The 17,243-nt window shown below is 46.8% G+C and carries 12 protein-coding genes; 8 read left to right on the forward strand and 4 right to left on the reverse strand.

Going from position 1 to position 17,243, the window contains the following annotated elements; translation table 11 throughout:
* The first annotated feature begins 355 nt into the window (after positions 1-355).
* The gene (locus tag ABD014_RS09710) at positions 356-2,251 is read left to right on the forward strand and encodes an ATP-binding protein (protein WP_343860350.1); all 1,896 of its coding nucleotides are present in this window, start codon (positions 356-358) and stop codon (positions 2,249-2,251) included.
* A 45-nt stretch (positions 2,252-2,296) separates the two neighbouring features.
* On the opposite strand, the gene ABD014_RS09715 is transcribed toward ABD014_RS09710, so the two are convergent.
* The 3 genes from ABD014_RS09715 to ytaF form a co-directional block, all read right to left on the reverse strand.
* Entirely contained in the window at positions 2,297-2,545 is a 249-nt protein-coding gene (locus ABD014_RS09715) for an NHLP leader peptide family RiPP precursor (RefSeq protein WP_343860352.1), read from the reverse strand.
* Positions 2,546-2,626: 81 nt separating this feature from the next.
* Complete coding sequence (locus tag ABD014_RS09720) at positions 2,627-3,565, reverse strand: hypothetical protein (RefSeq protein ID WP_343860684.1); 939 nt, start codon at positions 3,563-3,565, stop codon at positions 2,627-2,629.
* Positions 3,566-3,924: 359 nt separating this feature from the next.
* The gene (gene ytaF, locus ABD014_RS09725) at positions 3,925-4,536 is read right to left on the reverse strand and encodes a sporulation membrane protein YtaF (protein ID WP_126996374.1); all 612 of its coding nucleotides are present in this window, start codon (positions 4,534-4,536) and stop codon (positions 3,925-3,927) included.
* Positions 4,537-4,717: 181 nt separating this feature from the next.
* On the opposite strand from ytaF, the gene ABD014_RS09730 reads away from it, so the two are divergent.
* The 3 genes from ABD014_RS09730 to ABD014_RS09740 all read left to right on the forward strand — a co-directional run bounded on the left by ABD014_RS09730 (position 4,718) and on the right by ABD014_RS09740 (position 6,255).
* The gene (locus ABD014_RS09730) at positions 4,718-4,918 is read left to right on the forward strand and encodes a twin-arginine translocase TatA/TatE family subunit (protein WP_343860355.1); all 201 of its coding nucleotides are present in this window, start codon (positions 4,718-4,720) and stop codon (positions 4,916-4,918) included.
* Between the two features lie 217 nt (positions 4,919-5,135).
* Positions 5,136-5,528, forward strand: coding sequence for a DivIVA domain-containing protein (locus ABD014_RS09735; RefSeq protein ID WP_343860357.1), 393 nt, complete (start codon positions 5,136-5,138; stop codon positions 5,526-5,528).
* Positions 5,529-5,811: 283 nt separating this feature from the next.
* Positions 5,812-6,255, forward strand: coding sequence for a Dps family protein (locus ABD014_RS09740; RefSeq protein ID WP_343860359.1), 444 nt, complete (start codon positions 5,812-5,814; stop codon positions 6,253-6,255).
* Between the two features lie 268 nt (positions 6,256-6,523).
* Here the strand turns inward: ABD014_RS09740 and ABD014_RS09745 are convergent, their stop codons facing one another.
* Entirely contained in the window at positions 6,524-8,218 is a 1,695-nt protein-coding gene (locus ABD014_RS09745; protein ID WP_343860361.1) for a methyl-accepting chemotaxis protein, read from the reverse strand.
* 154 nt (positions 8,219-8,372) lie between these two features.
* Between ABD014_RS09745 and thpR the strand changes: the two genes are divergently transcribed.
* The 4 genes from thpR (at position 8,373) to gltB (ending at position 16,921) form a co-directional block, all read left to right on the forward strand.
* Complete coding sequence (thpR, locus tag ABD014_RS09750; protein ID WP_343860363.1) at positions 8,373-8,942, forward strand: RNA 2',3'-cyclic phosphodiesterase; 570 nt, start codon at positions 8,373-8,375, stop codon at positions 8,940-8,942.
* A gap of 196 nt (positions 8,943-9,138) precedes the next feature.
* On the forward strand, positions 9,139-9,717 hold the full coding sequence (locus tag ABD014_RS09755; RefSeq protein ID WP_126996384.1) for a TetR/AcrR family transcriptional regulator: 579 nt from the start codon (positions 9,139-9,141) through the stop codon (positions 9,715-9,717).
* Between the two features lie 81 nt (positions 9,718-9,798).
* Complete coding sequence (locus ABD014_RS09760; protein WP_343860366.1) at positions 9,799-11,985, forward strand: YhgE/Pip family protein; 2,187 nt, start codon at positions 9,799-9,801, stop codon at positions 11,983-11,985.
* A 295-nt stretch (positions 11,986-12,280) separates the two neighbouring features.
* On the forward strand, positions 12,281-16,921 hold the full coding sequence (gene gltB, locus ABD014_RS09765; protein ID WP_343860368.1) for a glutamate synthase large subunit: 4,641 nt from the start codon (positions 12,281-12,283) through the stop codon (positions 16,919-16,921).
* Positions 16,922-17,243 lie beyond the last annotated feature (322 nt).

Below are 17,243 nucleotides of genomic sequence, written 5' to 3' on the forward strand. Positions count from 1 at the left end.
TCTGATAGCTTCTGGCACGTCTAACGTTTCAGGGGCTATCTTTTTTAAATATCAGAATCAAGATCATGAAAGAGATCTGGACCAATATCAATATCTTGTTGCTGTCTCACTATGAAAGGGATACGATGGGGATATTGGGAGAAAATGCAGGAAGCTTATAGTTAGTACATAGTGCCTAAAAGTATTCATGGATTAAATTCATTAATCACGTTAAAATAGTTTTGTTTGTTACATATTGGATAGGAGCTTATTTTATTTTGTATTTCTTCCATATTATTGAAGGTTTTACGGTGGAAAGTATCGAATTATATATTGTAACTTCTTAGCTTGTGAATTTACAGTTAGAGGTGCTGGGATGAAAGGTCTAGTAAAAGTATTAGCTACTGTATTTGTTGTGGTAGTAGCCGTTTTCAGTGTCTTCTTTATTGAAAGTACGAACAATAAGAAGAGTACGGAGCAGACAATTGATGAGTGGCAGATTCTATGGATGGATCATTTCGATCCAGAAACGACTGTAGAGCAATTGGAGAGGGAGAGGGGCTGGATCAGTGTAACGGCGGATGACAAAGCAGTGGAAAGGCCTGCTGGTGCAGTAGCCCAATGGGTCAAGATTAAGACTCCTGCTAATTCTGAAGGAAAAGCAATGCTGTTTAAAAAGATTTATGGATACGACATTATCGTAAAACAGGGAAACCAAAAAATATATGAGTCCCACAGAGAATATAAATATGCGATTAATGTTGTCCTACTGCCTTCTGAAAATCTTGATAAAGAAGAAACAATATATCTTGGTATTAGAACACCAAATAGAATCGGTATTCAGAGTGGGGTATATATTGGCGATTTTTATAATTTACATAACATGTATGTCAAAAGCAGTTTGAGCGATTTTATTATAGGTAGCAGCCTTATGTTTATCGCATTTATCATGCTCGTTTGTGCTATTTTCTTGAATGCGGAATATGCTTCAACTTGGGTAGCACTTTGCCTACTGATTTTATCCTGTGGATTCATTATGATTACGTATTCTTCATTTTTATATTCTACATATGGGGAGTATGGGAAGATATATGTGGCCTTATTCGATTTATCTTTGTATATACTACTGCCTTCATTTACATATTTCTTTGAGAAAGTGATTGGTAAGGGCTATAAAGCAGTTATTACGAAGTTCCGGGTGTTTCAATTTTGTTATTCATCAATCGGTATCGCTATGGTAGCAATTAATTATCTTAGTCACAATAAGATTTATGGTTTTTATAGGCTTTTATCATCCACACAGTTGCTTGGAATGATAATGATCATTCAATTTGTGCTATTGATTGCCACAGCAATAACCTATGCGGTTAAGGGGAACAAAGAAGCACAGATATTATCATTTGGATTTGCCATTTTTACGGGATTGAGTCTAATTGAGTTGTTTTGGTTTTATTTTAAGGAAGGCTACTATGATCTATTCCTATGGAAGTGGGGAGTAGTCAGTTTTCTCATATCCCTTATCGTAATTATGGGGAAACGATTTGCCCGCAATCATGAACAAATCGTAGAGTACTCGAAGCAGTTAGAAATGTTCAATAACGAGCTTCAACGCTCAGAGAAGATGGAGATTATTAGCGAACTGGCAGCTTCAGTTGCACATGAGGTTCGCAATCCACTCCAAGTAACGCGTGGATTCTTGCAGCTCTTATCTGAGAAGAATTCTTCGTCGAATCAGTTATATTTGAATATGGCTCTTGATGAATTGGATCGAGCCGCTACGATAATTACTGATTTTCTGACCTTTGCCAAGCCGGAGGCCGGGAAGGTCACGACACTTAATGTATTGGAGGAATTCATTCATATTGAAGGAATTCTCATCCCGCTGGTGAATTTGCAGGGAGGAAAGATATCGGTTCATATTCCAAGTGATTTGTACATCAAGGGGAATTCCTCTAAATTTAAGCAGGCCTTCATTAATATTATCAAGAACAGTATCGAGGCGCTTCACGGTGAAGGAGAAATCGAGATTTGGGCGCATGGAGATACGGAACAGGTGAATATCTACATCAAAGATAATGGGGAGGGCATGGATCCTGAGGTCCTGGACCGCTTAGGCGAGCCATATTTCTCAAACAAGACAAAGGGCACTGGACTTGGGTTGATGGTAACTTTCCGGATTATTGAAGTTATGAAGGGGGGAATTTCATTTACAAGCACAAAAGGAGTTGGGACTGAGGTATGTGTTCGCTTTCCATCAACTATCAAAAGCTGATTGACAAGAGATCACCTCAATGCCCAACTCCTTGAAAGACTAGGTTTATTCACCCCACATAACTTGCGGTTGCACGTTATCTGATTTCATGACATCCGATGGCTTAGGGGGCAATACAAGATAGAGCTCATTCGAATTTTCTTCGACGGTAGTTACTTTAATATGATCCGGGAGAATTACACCAAGCACTTCTTGAATAGCTGCTTTAGGATTTTTGAGAAGTTGTGCCTTGAAGTCGGGATCTTGCCACGCTCTTTGGATAACTTGACTTTGAAGAACGGACTCTGATGTCATAGATATCACCCTTTCAAAGATAGTTAAATTTTCCTATTCAGTATATCATGGAATATTCGACAAATCTATTAACTTGCGTTATTACTTGCTTTTAGTCAATTGTTGAGAGAGTAGATACTCCAGACCGCCACGCTGTAATAGACTCCGGTCCCTCTCAATTTGCTGTGCAATCTCTTCCAATTGATCGCAGAGGTAAGCGTGAAATTCATAGAGTAGTGGGAAGCTAGAACTGGTATGAGATAGAGCGTCATGATGTACATCAGCCCTTTTAGAATAGCGGATTAGACATCCCTCAACATATACCGCCTGTTTGATCTCCTCCACGGTAGGTCTCCGATCTGACAAATGTAGATCTGATTGAACCATGGACAGCAGACAGTTATAACTTCCCTCGATCAGATCCTTCTCCCAATCCTGCCAATCATCGATCATTTGCAATGTAATTAGCACGAGATCGACAGCTTCCTCCAACTGGGGGATCCGCGTTTCTTGCCCCGATAGAAGCATCATCGCCGCAACGGATAATTTTACGGGTGCCGCTCTATGAGCAATGCAAACCGGATTCACCTGAAAAAAGTCCTGCTCATTCTCATAAGTTACCGCGACGGCCCATTCTCCTATGTACTTATCGTAATATGTCCAGAATGGCGAGGAACTGGGGAAGAGTGCGCTGTAAATTTTGATGAATTCCGAATGAATTAACTGAGCTAGAGGGAGCTGCGATCGCGATATCAGAGAAGGGTTGTCCATCGTCTCGTCGATCAGATGGTAGTACAGCATTCCCATAATGTTAGCTGTAGAAATTTGGTGCACACGGTCTGGGGCGATTGGAACTTCCTCATTGAGCCAATAGGGAAGGAGATAGCAAATATAGTTCTTGGAACGGTGTTCCTTTAGCGGATGGAACTTGTCCAGATAACTAAGGGCAGGGCTTCTGAATTCCTCGGGGATCGCGGCAAGAATCGATTCTGCTTGCGAGAAAATGAGACCTAGATCTTCTTCAAAACGAGTTAGCCACATCAAAATATCAACGCTCCTTTACATGTGTGTTCAAAAAGGCCGATTTTCAGCACCGAGAAGGTTGGATGAAGCTAGGGCCTGAGGAGCGGAGCGTACGTAGTTTGTACGTGAGCACCGGAAGGCCCGGGTGAATTCAAGATTCGATGCCTTGATAGCTTCATGATTTACTTCGTGATCAAAAGTGGACTTTTTGAACAACCCTTATATGAATTTTGCATCACGACCATTTTACTAAATCATTGTAACTTATACAGCCAAGTTCCGCGAGGAACTAATGCTGCTGCGCCCATTTATGCAAATACCTTAAGACTGTAAAGGGGCAGCAGCAGACATTGTGTATATAGCTTGTTCATGCATATTTAGAAAAGTTGGTGTAGGCCGATGAGGATCAGCAATACTCCTGAGATTACGGTAGCTCGGTTGCCGAATTTCTCAGCGGCGAATTTCTGACCGAAGCCTGCACAAAGCGCCAACAGGATGAAGCTGAATATGCCTACGGATAGAGAGGTTCCCCATATGCTGAGGCGGGTAATCCCGGCATTGAATCCCCCGGCTAGTGCATTCATCGCTAGAGCAATCCCAAGCAGTATCGATTCGCCTAGACTGATTGACTGGGAGCTATCCTTGTCGGCTTCCTCCGGGTTGCGCAGCAGCCGGGTTAGTGCATTCGCATCATCGTCTTGCTGCGCTGGCTTCTTCTCCAGATAAGGCTGCAGCAGCACCCAGATACCAACCCCAACGATTACGACTGTTCCGATCATTTGCCCAATCCAAGGCTGAACCCACACCGACAGCCAGCTTCCGAACAGACCCGATAGCAAGGTAGCCAGGAATGAGATGAAGGCAATCGTCAGATTGGAATACCAGGGGATGCGGATCTTCCTGACACCGTAGGCTATCCCCACGCCGGCATTATCCAGGTTGGAGGCCAGACCGATGATCACGATAGCAGCCAGACTGTATGAATCCATGATATTCGCTCCTTTACATTTGCTTGATGCCACAGCATATGCCCAGGAGTCCGTATTGGTTTCTTGTACCCCTATAGGAGGGGAGTGAGAATAAATCTTTGCATTATTTGCAATATTAGTTCCCATTTAGGAGAAAATAGTAGTATAATCTTCAATAAGATATACCGGAGGAGTGATAAATGTGATAGAGAATTTATTGCGTCCGTCTCATCTGCTCTTGTTAGTCATTGCTGCATTGCTGCTGTTTGGTCCTAGCAAGCTTCCGGAACTCGGGCGCAGCTTCGGTACAATGCTGAAGGAGTTCAGAAAAGGGGCACGTGGTGATTTTATAGAGGAGACTCCGCAAGAAGTCAAGCCTGCCCAAGAATCGAATAAATCTTAGATTTCACAAGGGCACCTGCATGAAGGTGTTCTTTTTTTTGAAGAAAATAGTTGCAAATGAATACATCTTCGAAGTCCTGAATACTCATTAATAATTCTGGGTTTACGCGCAGTATAAGGAGAGTAAGAGTAGAGAAGTCGATAAATGATCGTAATTATGTTATCTTAAGAGAAGAAATTGTCAGCTATAAGCAAGCCTTTGGCATGGAGGGATACTGATGCAGGATGATTACGCGCGCAAGCTGGACGATCAGAAGAGTCTGTTCAAGCAGCTTGGCATCAAATTGGATGCGCTAACCATTCATGAGAAAGATTTTGATGTAAAAATGAGGGGTTATGAAAAAGAAGAGGTAGACCGGTTTCTAGATGATATCATTATTGATTACGAACGGTTCTACGATATTATTACGGATCTGCTGGACAAATACAAAGAGATTCAGCGCAGACAGGCTTATTGGGAAGAAGAGAAGAAGATGATGTCTATGGCCGCCCGCAAGCCGCAAGTAGATACGGAGAATGCAGTTGACCGCCGTCTTGTAGATGACGGAATCCGTCAATTGGAACGTAGTCTTGAGCATTTTAAGCAATTTATTAATGGTGGATTGAAGTGAGGCGAAGGAGCTGGCAATGAAGATGCCGGCTTCTTTTTTTGTGAATAAGAGCAGCCATTCCAACGCAAACTTGAACTAGGTTGATTGTTGTTAAAAATCGGGTGTTTATTGCAGTTTTCTGCAAATTCATTTGATATTCATCTTTTAATCATTGCATCTGTGTGAAGGAAGTGGTAATATATAAACAGGATTTAGATTTAGTCTAAATTTAAAGAAATGTTTCACAACACAAACATTTCGCCGTTTATCTGAACAGTTAAAATTATGAATGGAGGAACGAGAAATGGCAAATCAAGCATTGGAAAAACAAATGAATCTCCTGATCGCAAACTGGACAACCATGTATACGAAGTTGCATAACTTCCACTGGTATGTTAAAGGACATAACTTCTTCACATTGCATGTTAAATTTGAAGAATTGTACGACGAAGCTGCTGGATATATTGATGATATTGCAGAACGACTGCTCTCTATTGGCGGCAAACCGGTCGCAACACTACGTGAATCTCTAGAGCTGGCAACCATTAAGGAAGCTGCAGGTAATGAGACTCCTGACCAAATGGTAGCTGCTATCGTAGCTGACTTTGAAGTACTGGATAAGGAACTTCGCGAAGGTATGTCCATCGCTGAAGAAGCTGGAGATGAAGCAACAAGTGACTTGCTGCTTGGCGTTGTTTCTACTCTTGAGAAGCATCGTTGGATGCTGGGTGCATTCTTGAATAACTAATCTCCGTGTCACTGATGAATGATGAAAGAGGGACCTGCCGCTTACAGCCTGAAGGCTGAGCGGCAGGTCCCTCTTTGTTCTTCTTATAGAGGTTGTTCAAAAAGTCCGCCTTTGATCACGAAGCGGATCAGGAAGCAAATTCGACATCGAATCTTGAATTCAGCCGGGCCTTCCGGTGCTCATGTACCCAAAACGTACACTCCGCTCCTCATGCCCTAGCTTCATTCAACCTTCTCGGTGCTGAAAACCGGACTTCTTGAACACACACTTATACTTTGAATTTCTCGATTAATGTGTGCAGCTTATCCGATAAATTGGCCAGGAAGCCGGCGGAGGCATCTACTTCCTCCATCGTTGCAAGCTGCTCCTGGGACGCAGCAGACATGGACTGGGCGCCATCGACGTTGTTGTTAGCGATTTCCACGATGTTCTCGAGCGATTTCACCAATAACTCGGTTTGGCTCGAGAGCTCTTGAACAGCGCCGCTGATGTTGCCGATTGCCTTGGCAGTTGCTGTGGACTGGTTCTCGATCTCGTCGAAGGATTCACCGGCACTATACACTAGAGAAGTACTTAGCTCAACCTCTCGGGCGGTCTCGATCATTGTTGTACCGGTCGCTTCCATTTGTGTAACGATATAGCCTACGAGGGTGGCTATCTGCTTCACTGATTCAGCTGAACGTTCGGCCAGTTTGCCGACGGATGAAGCGACCACGGCGAAGCCGCTGCCGTATTCCCCCGCCCGGGCTGCTTCGATCGCAGCATTGATAGCCAGCAGATTAGTCTCCTCAGCGATTGCAGTGATCATCTCAAGAATGTTATGAATTTCTTTGGACTGACTCGAGAGCTCAGTGATGTTCGTGGACAATTCGTTGATCTTACCCTGCATTTTGTTCATTTGCTGGATGCTCTGCTGAATGGACGCTACGCCCTGTCCTGCAGCTGCTGAGGAACTCTGGGCAGCTTCGGACACATCGCTCATAATATGGACAATTTGCTTCGTGGAGGTCGACATGCTGCGTAGAGTATTCGAGCTCTGCTCCAGATCATGCAGTTGCGTCTCTGCTCCTTCCGCTAGTTCCTGTGTGATGAAGACGGTCTGCTCACAGGCTTTCCCCGTTTGCTCCGCGCTTGCAGACAACTGTTGGGAAGATGAAGCTACTTGGATGGAAGTCGAGCTCACCTCGGTGATCAGGCTCCGCAGATTGATGATCATATTGCTGAAGTCCCGTGACAGCTTGCCAACTTCATCATTACTCTTCAGCACCATAGGCGTAATCGTAAGATCACCTTGTGCAATTTGGTTCACCTGGCTGGATAAATGTTCAAGCGGGCGAATCATACGATGAATGATGAAATAGACAACCAGAGCAGCAAGCAGGAAGACCACAGCGCCAATTATAAAGGGTAAAGTGATGATCTCCCATGTTCTGTCATGAATAATGGATGCATCGAAATTGATGGCCATTAATCCGACGATGGACTTATTCGGATCATTGTCCTGGAAGATAGGACCATATCCTGTCAGCAGCTCCGTGTCATCATATGTATAGACCTTCGTATATACGGAATGCTTCATGTCCATGATCATATCCCGGTCGGCTGGGTCGAAATAGAAGGCATCGCCGGCGTTATAGCCGCGCTCCTTAAGGTGTTGGTCAGCAGCTAGAATGGTGCCATCGAGCGAGAGAATGAAAACTTCCTTGAACAATGGTTTATGGTCTACCGTCCAGTTCAGCTGCTGCTCTACTTCGGCCAATTTGGACTTGTCTCCATTGGCGAGAAGTTCGATGACGGCAGGATTGATCAAGCCGGTCGTAATATTAGCGCAACCTACTGTTTCGACACCGACGGATTTCTCTACCTGACGGTAGGTTGTCTGATAGCCGAATACACCGATAATGGCGCCGATAAGCCCAAGAAGGGTAACAATGGCTATAGTTATTTTTTTTGCAAATCCCATATAAATCTCCTATCTATTGTAAGATGATGTTGGAACTTTGGGGCACATCTATTCAACATTATAATGAGGAATTGTTTGCGGAATAATAAGGAATATCGTCGCTTTGTGTCGGAAAAGCGAACTTTGAACAAAAAATCACAAGGAGTGAGACTTCATGTCTAATAATTCAGAAGCTTGGCGCCTATTTATCGCGATTCTTATCCCGTCCCCTGTTAAGCAGGCGATTGGCGACTGGTGTAAGGAGCAGAGGGATAAGTTATCTTTTCAAAAATGGGTGCATCAGGAGGATTATCATATAACAGTGCAGTTTCTGGGCGATACATCCCCGGGGCGGTTGGATGAGCTTCGATTAGCTTCCATGAGGGCTGTTTCAAATATTCGGCCTATACATATGGAAGCCCATGGCTGCGGCACATTCGGACGTGCTAATCAGCCAAGGGTACTCTGGGCAGGGCTAAGTGGAGAGATGGAGCTGTTGAAGCAGCTGCAGAATAACGTTGCGGAAGAGAACAAGGGGCTGGGTTATATTCCGGAGGATCGTCCTTACCGGCCGCATATTACATTGGCCCGGAAGTACCGAGAGGGACATAAGCTGGAAACGGACATCACGATTGCCAATCCTCAGTTTGGTTCATGGACTGCGGATGCATTAGTTATCTATCGTACGAAGATGCATCAACAGCCGATGTATGAGAAGGTTGCCGAGATTCCTTTTGGAAAATAGTTTTATTTTTATGCAGGTAATGTGATATTTCATACAGACCAAGGAAAATAGAAGTGAAAAAAAGTGAAAAAACCTGAAAAATATAGCTTGCAATGCATTTCAGAACGTGCTAAAGTGTTAATTGACCAAATGACCGAAATGGACTTTTAGTCATTTTCGTGGAAAAAGTAAGTCTAAGATAAAGGAGGTGCTTTTTTTGGCTGTAGTGGATCGCAGAAGACAAATCGTTGAAGCGGCAGAAAAATCATTTGCATTGTTTGGTTACAAAGCTACAACGATGGATCATGTAGCTAAAATTGCAAATGTCGCCAAGGGCACGATTTACACGTTTTTTGCGAATAAGGAGGAACTGTTTGATGAAATTCTTCGTTCCGTCATTATAGAGATGAAGAAAATTACGGAACAAGAGGTTCAGGACGACAGGCCTTTCTTCGAGAATCTGTACCAGAGCATGGATAAACTTCTGGAATTCAGAAGAGAACATGAGCTGCTTGTGAAGCTGTTCCAGGAGGTAAGAGATTTTGGAACGCCGCAAGCGCGTGAGGGCCTGGAGAAGATCGAGTTGGCCATCCTTGATTACTTGGAGCGTCAAATCGATCGTGCGGCCAAACATGGGGAAATTCGCGAGTTTGATCCTAAAGTAATTGCATTTGTGCTTGTGAAGCTGTACATTGCGCTAACTTCGGATTGGAATAAAATTCACGAGCCACTAAGCAAAGAGCAGATCAGAGAATTTTCTCAAATATTTTTATCAGGCGGGTTATCCAAGACATAGTCAAAGATAGGAAAGGACCCGTACGGTAATGAGAGAAAGAGATAAGAGATAAGATTCAGGGATATAAGGAGAGAAATGATTATGAAATCAATGTCGGTATTTTTTAAGGATCTTGCATCTTCCTTTAAAAAGCCCAAAGTGATTATCCCAATTCTTGTCGTCATGTTCATTCCCGTATTATACAGCGGAATGTTTCTGAAGGCATTTTGGGACCCGTACGGGAAAATGGATGAGATTCCTGTCGCGGTTGTCAATGAGGATCGCGGTGCTGAATACGAAGGAACGAAGCTACAAGCAGGTAATGATTTGGTCGAAGAGCTGAAGAAGAACGCAGCTTTTGGTTGGGAATTCGTCTCCCGCGAACAAGCGGACGAAGGGATGAAGAACAACGAGTATTACATGACGCTTGTCATTCCGAGTAACTTCTCGGAACAAGCTACAACTTTGATGGATGATCATCCGCAACCTGCTGAGATCATCTATGAACCGAACGAAGCTTACAACTTCCTGGCCGCGCAAATTGGCGGAACAGCAGTGAAGGAAATCAAGAGTAAAGTTTCTGCGAAAGTAACGGAATCTTACACAGATGTTCTGTTTGATCAGGTAGAGAAAATATCTAGTGGTCTTGGCGATGCCGGTGAAGGCGCGACCGAGATCAACGACGGGGCAATCAAGCTGGATGAAGGTGCTCAGAAGCTGAAAGAGAATCTGGCCAAAATGGTAGATGGTTCTGTGAAGCTGCAAGATGGCATCTCTCCATTAACGGAAGGCGCAGGATCCCTTAATAAAGGGGCCAGCGATTTGAAGACAGGTGCTACCACACTTGCCTCCGGTTTAAAGCAATTGGCAGATGCCAATAAGCAGCTGCTTAACGGGGCTACCGCTGCGAATGAAGGCGGCAATCAATTGAGCGAAGGACTTGGTGCTTCGCTGAATGGAGCTAACGCTCTGGCTCAAGGATTGAAACAGTCCGAGCAAGGCAGTGCCTCGCTGGTATCCGGACTGGAATCCTCGGCACAAGGCAGCACAAAGGTCGCAGAGGGTGCGAAAGCAGTTGCCCAAGGTCTTGAACAATTAACACAAGCTAGCCCAGAGCTGGCAGCGAATCCTGCAGTGAAGCAGCTTCTGGCAGCCAGCCAAGCAGTTGCTACGGGCAGTGAGCAAGTAGCGCAAGGTCAACAGCAATTGCTGAAGGGCAGCAAAGATTTGCACGGTGCACAACAACAGCTTGTACAAGGCAGTGAACAGCTTGTTCAGGGTCAACAGCAATTGGCACAAGGCGCTGCGAAGTTGACGGAAGGTCAAGGTCAACTTGTAGGCGGTCTGAAGCAGTTCGGCACGAAGCTGAACGAAGCAGCAGCCGGCGGCAGCCAGCTTGCAACAGGTGCTGGCGAACTTAGCGAAGGAGCTAAGAAAATCGAAGGCGGTATGGGTCAATTATCTAGTGGTGTCGCTACACTTGCTGATGGTTCGAAGCAATTGGATGAAGGTGCCGGTGAACTTAAGGATGGCACAAGCAAGCTGAGCGAAGGCTCGGGGGAATTGGCTAGCAAGCTGAACGAGGCAGCGGAAGAAACTTCTTCCGTCAAGAAGTCGGATGCCCTTATTGATATGTTTGCTCAACCGGTAGACATTGATGAGCAGAAGATGAATGAAGTACCGAACTATGGTACAGGATTCTCACCATACTTCCTGTCCCTCGGTCTGTTCGTCGGAGCTCTGATCTCGACGCTGGTCGTTCCACTCCGCAGCTCTTCCGTATCGGAAGCAAGCGGATGGAATCGCTTCGTAAGCCGTTCGCTCTCCTTCACAGGAATGAGCCTTTTCCAATCACTATTCGCAGTAGTATTGGTACTCTACGGCTTGAAGCTTGAGGTACAGAATGTACCGATGTTCTACCTGTTCACATTTGTTACCAGCCTGTGCTTCATGTTCATCATTCAGGCCCTTGTCACTTGGCTCGACAATCCAGGCCGCTTCCTGGCGATCCTGCTCTTGATCTTCCAATTGACAACATCTGCAGGAACATTCCCTGTGGAATTGCTTCCTACCTGGATGAAGGCATTCAATCCGTTCATGCCAATGACATTTAGCGTCAAAGGCTATAAAGCGGTAATCTCTTCGGGAGAAATGAGTGTCGCTTGGAGTCAAATGGGTATTCTGTTTGGTGTTGCTGTTGTATTCTTGGCACTCACGCTTGTATACTTCCTGGCTCATAAAGAGCATGTATCTGAAGAAGTAAGCGCAGAAGCTAGTCTGCAAGCCTAAGACAGTTAACTGAATGTATCAAGAAGCTCGTCCTCCGGTATTTTGCCGGGGAGCGAGCTTCTTTTTTTATATATATAATGCAAGCCGATTTGAGTATGTTTCGCAGGTTCATCTCATTTGTGCGCAGCTTTTATGACCGCTATGCATAAGGAGAGTCCCTGATCTCGGTTCGTTTACAATCTTTTTCAAATTTATAAGTAATAGTACAAAAGAAAGGGAAGATAGTGCAAAAACAGTGCAGCTGATTTCCGTTAGAATAAACCTACGGAGAAGATATAGAAAGGTTGCGCTGAAGATGACAAATAGACATACTGTTATACCACCTCGGCAGGGACTTTATGATCCTGCATTTGAGAAAGATGCCTGCGGCATGGGATTTGTCGCACATATCAAAGGAAAAGCCTCGCACTCGATCATTGTTCAGGCGCTCACCATGCTGACGAATATGGAGCATCGCGGCGGTCAGGGCAGCGAGCCGAATTCGGGAGACGGCGCGGGTATATTAGTGCAGATTCCGCATCGTTTTCTGGCTTCAGAAGCCCTAAAGTTGGGATTCGAGCTTCCAGAGCCTGGGGAATATGGGGTTGGGATGCTGTTCCTGTCACAGATCGCTGAAGAGCGAGCTTCTCAAGAGGCTGTACTAACTCGTATTGCCAAAGAGGAAGGCATGCGGGTTCTCGGTTTTCGCGATGTACCGACGAATGATGAAATGCTGGGGAAATCAGCGAAGGCTGCCAAGCCTTATGTACGGCAAGTGTTTATTGGCCACAGCGCAGATCTGGAGGATGAACTGGCTTTTGAACGCAAATTGTATGTTATCCGTCGCCGTGCTGAGCTGTCAATTCGTCATGCGGATGACACGGAGGAGAATTCATTCTATGTATCCAGCTTGTCATGCCGCAAACTTGTCTATAAAGGGATGCTGACAACAGAGCAGGTAGGACAATTCTATCTTGACCTGCAGGATGAAGCAGTAGAATCAGCGATCGCATTGGTGCATTCCCGCTTCAGCACCAATACGTTCCCGAGCTGGGAACGGGCGCATCCGTATCGCTTTATGATCCATAATGGTGAGATTAATACACTACAGGGAAATGTGAACTGGATGCATGCGCGTCAGTCGCTGTTCAAGAGCGATGTGTTCGGCAACGATCTGGAGAAGATCAAACCGGTCATAAATCCGGATGGGTCGGATACGGCGATGTTCGATAACACCTTTGAATTTCTATACTTGAGTGGTCGTTCTTTGCCGCATGTAGCCATGATGATGGTTCCGGAGCCATGGAACAATCATGCGGAGATGGAACCAGCGCGCCGGGCCTTCTATGATTATCACAGCTCCTTGATGGAGCCTTGGGATGGGCCAGCGGCTATGGGCTTCACGGACGGAATTCAGATCGGGGCGATCCTAGATCGAAATGGACTGAGACCTTCCCGCTATTATGTAACAAAGGATGACTTAATCATATTATCTTCCGAGGTGGGAGTACTCGATATTCCGGCGGAGGACATCCTCTATAAAGATCGCCTGCGTCCGGGACGGATGCTGCTTGTTGATACAAGGGAAGGAAGAATTATCTCGGACGAGGAAGTGAAGGCACAAGTCGTCCAGGAGCAGCCTTATGATAGGTGGCTTGCTGAGCATCGAATCACTCTTCGAGAATTGCCTGAGGTTTCTATTACGTCGGGGCTGTCTCATGAAGAGATTACGATTAGACAGATGGCATTCGGGTATTCCTACGAGGATCTGCGTAAAGTACTGGAGCCTATGGCGCTGACAGGGAGCGAAGGCTTGGTGTCTATGGGCTATGATGCGCCGCTTGCTGTGCTATCGGAGCGTCCACAGCGCTTGTACAATTACTTCAAGCAAATGTTCGCGCAGGTAACGAATCCGCCGATGGATGCAATACGGGAAGAGCTGGTTACCTCAGCACTGACACTGATCGGTCCTGAACGGGATTTGCTACATCCCGGGCCAGAGAGCTGCCGGCAGATTGTTCTTCCATCGCCGTTTCTGTCCGACGAAGACCTAGCCAAGCTACGCCATGTGAAGCGGGAGGGGTTAAAGACAGCTGTGCTGCCGATCTTATTCGCCGCGACCAAGGGGGCTGCTGGAATAGCGCAAGCGCTGGATGATCTCTGTGCAGGGGCTGATCAAGCGATTGCTCAAGGCAAGTCGATACTGATCTTGTCGGATCGTACGGTGGACGCTGAAAATGTAGCAATCCCGGCCTTGCTTGCAGTATCCTGCCTTCATCATCATCTTATTTCGCAAGGAACTCGCACACAGGTCAGCATTGTGCTGGAGTCCGGCGAGCCTAGAGAGGTGCATCATTTTGCGTTATTGATAGGCTATGGCGTTAATGCCGTGAATCCGTATCTCGCGTTGGCTAGCTTGAGGGATATGATCAACGGGGGCATGCTGCGCGGCGTATCTATTAGTCGGGCTGAAGTGAACTATATCAAGGCCGTGAACAAAGGCGTCATTAAAATAATGTCCAAAATGGGTATCTCTACGATTCAGTCTTATCGAGGAGCGCAAATCTTCGAGGCAGTAGGATTGAATCAACAATTCGTCGATCGTTACTTCACCCGGACGCCAACGCGGATTGAGGGGATTGGTCTTAAGGAGGTTGTTATTGAGACATTGGCTTCACATCAACAAGCCTTCTCCATAGTACAAGGCGACCAGGAGAAAGTTCTGGATTCCGGTGGGCAATATCAGTGGCGCAACGAGGGAGAGGAGCATCTGTTCAATCCACAGACCATTCATCTGCTGCAGCAGGCTGTGCGCAGCGGGGATTATAGTCTGTATAAGAAATTTGCTGGGCTCGTGCAAGGAGAGAACGAGCAGCGCTATACGCTGCGTTCCTTGCTCCACTTGCTGCCAGCCGGACCGACGGTACCTCTGGAGGAGGTTGAGTCCGCTGCATCGATCATGCGCAGGTTCAAGACCGGAGCGATGTCATTTGGCTCGATCAGCAAGGAGGCGCATGAGACGATCGCTATCGCAATGAATCGGATCGGAGGCAAGAGTAATTCTGGCGAAGGTGGAGAGGACCCTACTCGCTATGTGAAGGATGCGAACGGGGACTCACGCCGCAGCGCGATCAAGCAGGTGGCTTCAGGCCGCTTCGGCGTTACTTCGCAATATCTGGTCAATGCGGATGAGATCCAGATCAAGATGGCTCAAGGAGCCAAGCCGGGGGAAGGTGGTCAACTGCCGGGCAACAAGGTCTATCCGTGGGTAGCTGAGGTTCGCGGCTCAACACCAGGCGTTGGTCTCATCTCGCCGCCACCGCATCATGATATTTACTCAATCGAAGATCTGGCTGAACTGATCTATGATCTGAAGAATGCGAACCCGTGCGCTCGCATTAATGTCAAGCTTGTCTCAGAGGTCGGTGTAGGTACGATCGCTGCTGGGGTCGCCAAGGGCCGCGCCGATGTTATTCTAGTCAGTGGTTATGACGGGGGAACTGGCGCATCACCACAGAGCTCGATCCGTCATGCAGGCTTGCCATGGGAGCTTGGTCTGGCCGAGACGCATCAGACACTGATGCTGAATCACTTGCGCGATCGGGTCGTGCTCGAGACGGACGGTAAAATGCTGACCGGCCGTGATTTGGCCGTCGCTGCGCTGCTTGGTGCGGAGGAGTATGGCTTCTCCACAGCTCCGCTTGTCTCCGTCGGTTGTATCATGATGCGGGTCTGCCAGCTCGATACATGTCCGGTTGGGGTTGCGACGCAGAATCCGGAGCTGCGCAAGAATTTCACCGGCGATCCGCAGCATGTCGTAAACTTCATGACCTTCATCGCCGAGGATCTGCGCGAGTGGATGGCCGAGCTGGGCTTCCGCAGTCTGGATGAGATGATCGGCCGTACAGATTGTCTGGATGCGGGTAAGGCAGATCAGCATTGGAAGAGAAGCGGGCTTAATTTAAGCGCACTACTGCACACGCCTGTGATGGAGGAGGAAGAGAGCAGACGTCGCCATTCGCGTGAGCAGAATCACGGTTTGGAGGAGACGCTGGATGCCGTAGAGCTGCTGAAGCAAGCTGCGCCGGCGCTAGATCACGGCGAGGCTGTAAGCATCTCGCTGCCGATCTGCAATGTGAATCGGGCAACCGGTACGTTATTGGGTAGTGAGGTAACGCGCCGCTATGGTGCGGAGGGCTTGCCGGACGATACGATTCTACTGAACTTCGAAGGCTCGGCCGGACAGAGTCTAGGGGCATTTGTGCCGCGCGGTATTACGATTACGGTCGAAGGCGATGCGAATGATTACGCTGGGAAGGGACTCTCGGGCGGGAAGATTATCGTCAGACCGTCCCGATCCGCGACCTTTGCTGCAGAAGAGAATGTCATTATCGGCAACACCTCCTTCTATGGTGCAACGAGCGGAGAAGCGTATATCCGTGGTATCGCTGGAGAACGATTTGCAGTACGCAATTCCGGTGCAAACATTGTTGTTGAAGGTGTCGGCGATCATGGCTGTGAATATATGACCGGGGGACGGGTCGTTATTCTCGGCGATACAGGCCGTAACTTTGCAGCCGGCATGTCTGGAGGCATCGCTTATGTGCTAGATTTACATGGCAAGTTCAAGAAGCGGTGCAACCAAGAGATGGTGCTGCTGGAACAGGTAGAGTCCGAGGTAGAAGCCGAGCAGCTGCGAACCTGGATCCGTCGTCATTCGCTATACACGGATAGCGCTGTAGGACGGCGAATACTGGATTGCTGGCACGAGATGCTTCCAAGATTTGTCCGTGTCATTCCACAGGATTATAAACGGATGCTGGAACAGATCCGCAAGGTCGAGGAGAAGGGCTTGCAGGGCGAAGCAGCACTGCTAGCCGCTTTCGAAGCGAATTCGCGGGAAATGGCCCGGACTGGTATTGGTGTAAAAGTTGCTAACGGGTTGCTAAATTCCTAGGTAAGGCTAGGGTAAAACCAGGTAAGGCTAGGTAAGGCGTAAATAACAATGGCATGCGTACAGGTTCTTGTATGTTAAAGCAATTCAGTGATCACGCAAGAACCCACCCATTCTAGTCCAAAGCGAAAATACCTGCAGAAATGCAGCTTTTTAACCGGGTTAACAAGCTTGGAATAGGAATACCTGCAAAAATGCAGTTTTTAATAAGTATCGACCGGATTCCCACAATAAAGAGCGAGAATTCCTGCATATTTGCAGGAATTCCTCAAAAATAGCTGATTTTAGGTTTAAAAACCTGCGCTTTTGCATTTTTTAATCCGAG

It is taken from the genome of Paenibacillus motobuensis (genome assembly GCF_039521865.1).
Lineage (GTDB): Bacteria > Bacillota > Bacilli > Paenibacillales > Paenibacillaceae > Fontibacillus > Fontibacillus motobuensis.

Excerpts from the sequence above, each read along its gene's own strand:
- ABD014_RS09710 (WP_343860350.1), top strand. The coding sequence starts at position 356 with ATGAAAGGTCTAGTAAAAGTATTAGCTACTGTATTTGTTGTGGTAGTA.
- ABD014_RS09715 (WP_343860352.1), bottom strand. The coding sequence starts at position 2,545 with ATGACATCAGAGTCCGTTCTTCAAAGTCAAGTTATCCAAAGAGCGTGG.
- ABD014_RS09720 (WP_343860684.1), bottom strand. The coding sequence starts at position 3,565 with ATGTGGCTAACTCGTTTTGAAGAAGATCTAGGTCTCATTTTCTCGCAA.
- ytaF (WP_126996374.1), bottom strand. The coding sequence starts at position 4,536 with ATGGATTCATACAGTCTGGCTGCTATCGTGATCATCGGTCTGGCCTCC.
- ABD014_RS09735 (WP_343860357.1), top strand. The coding sequence starts at position 5,136 with ATGCAGGATGATTACGCGCGCAAGCTGGACGATCAGAAGAGTCTGTTC.
- ABD014_RS09740 (WP_343860359.1), top strand. The coding sequence starts at position 5,812 with ATGGCAAATCAAGCATTGGAAAAACAAATGAATCTCCTGATCGCAAAC.
- ABD014_RS09745 (WP_343860361.1), bottom strand. The coding sequence starts at position 8,218 with ATGGGATTTGCAAAAAAAATAACTATAGCCATTGTTACCCTTCTTGGG.
- thpR (WP_343860363.1), top strand. The coding sequence starts at position 8,373 with ATGTCTAATAATTCAGAAGCTTGGCGCCTATTTATCGCGATTCTTATC.
- ABD014_RS09760 (WP_343860366.1), top strand. The coding sequence starts at position 9,799 with ATGAAATCAATGTCGGTATTTTTTAAGGATCTTGCATCTTCCTTTAAA.
- gltB (WP_343860368.1), top strand. The coding sequence starts at position 12,281 with ATGACAAATAGACATACTGTTATACCACCTCGGCAGGGACTTTATGAT.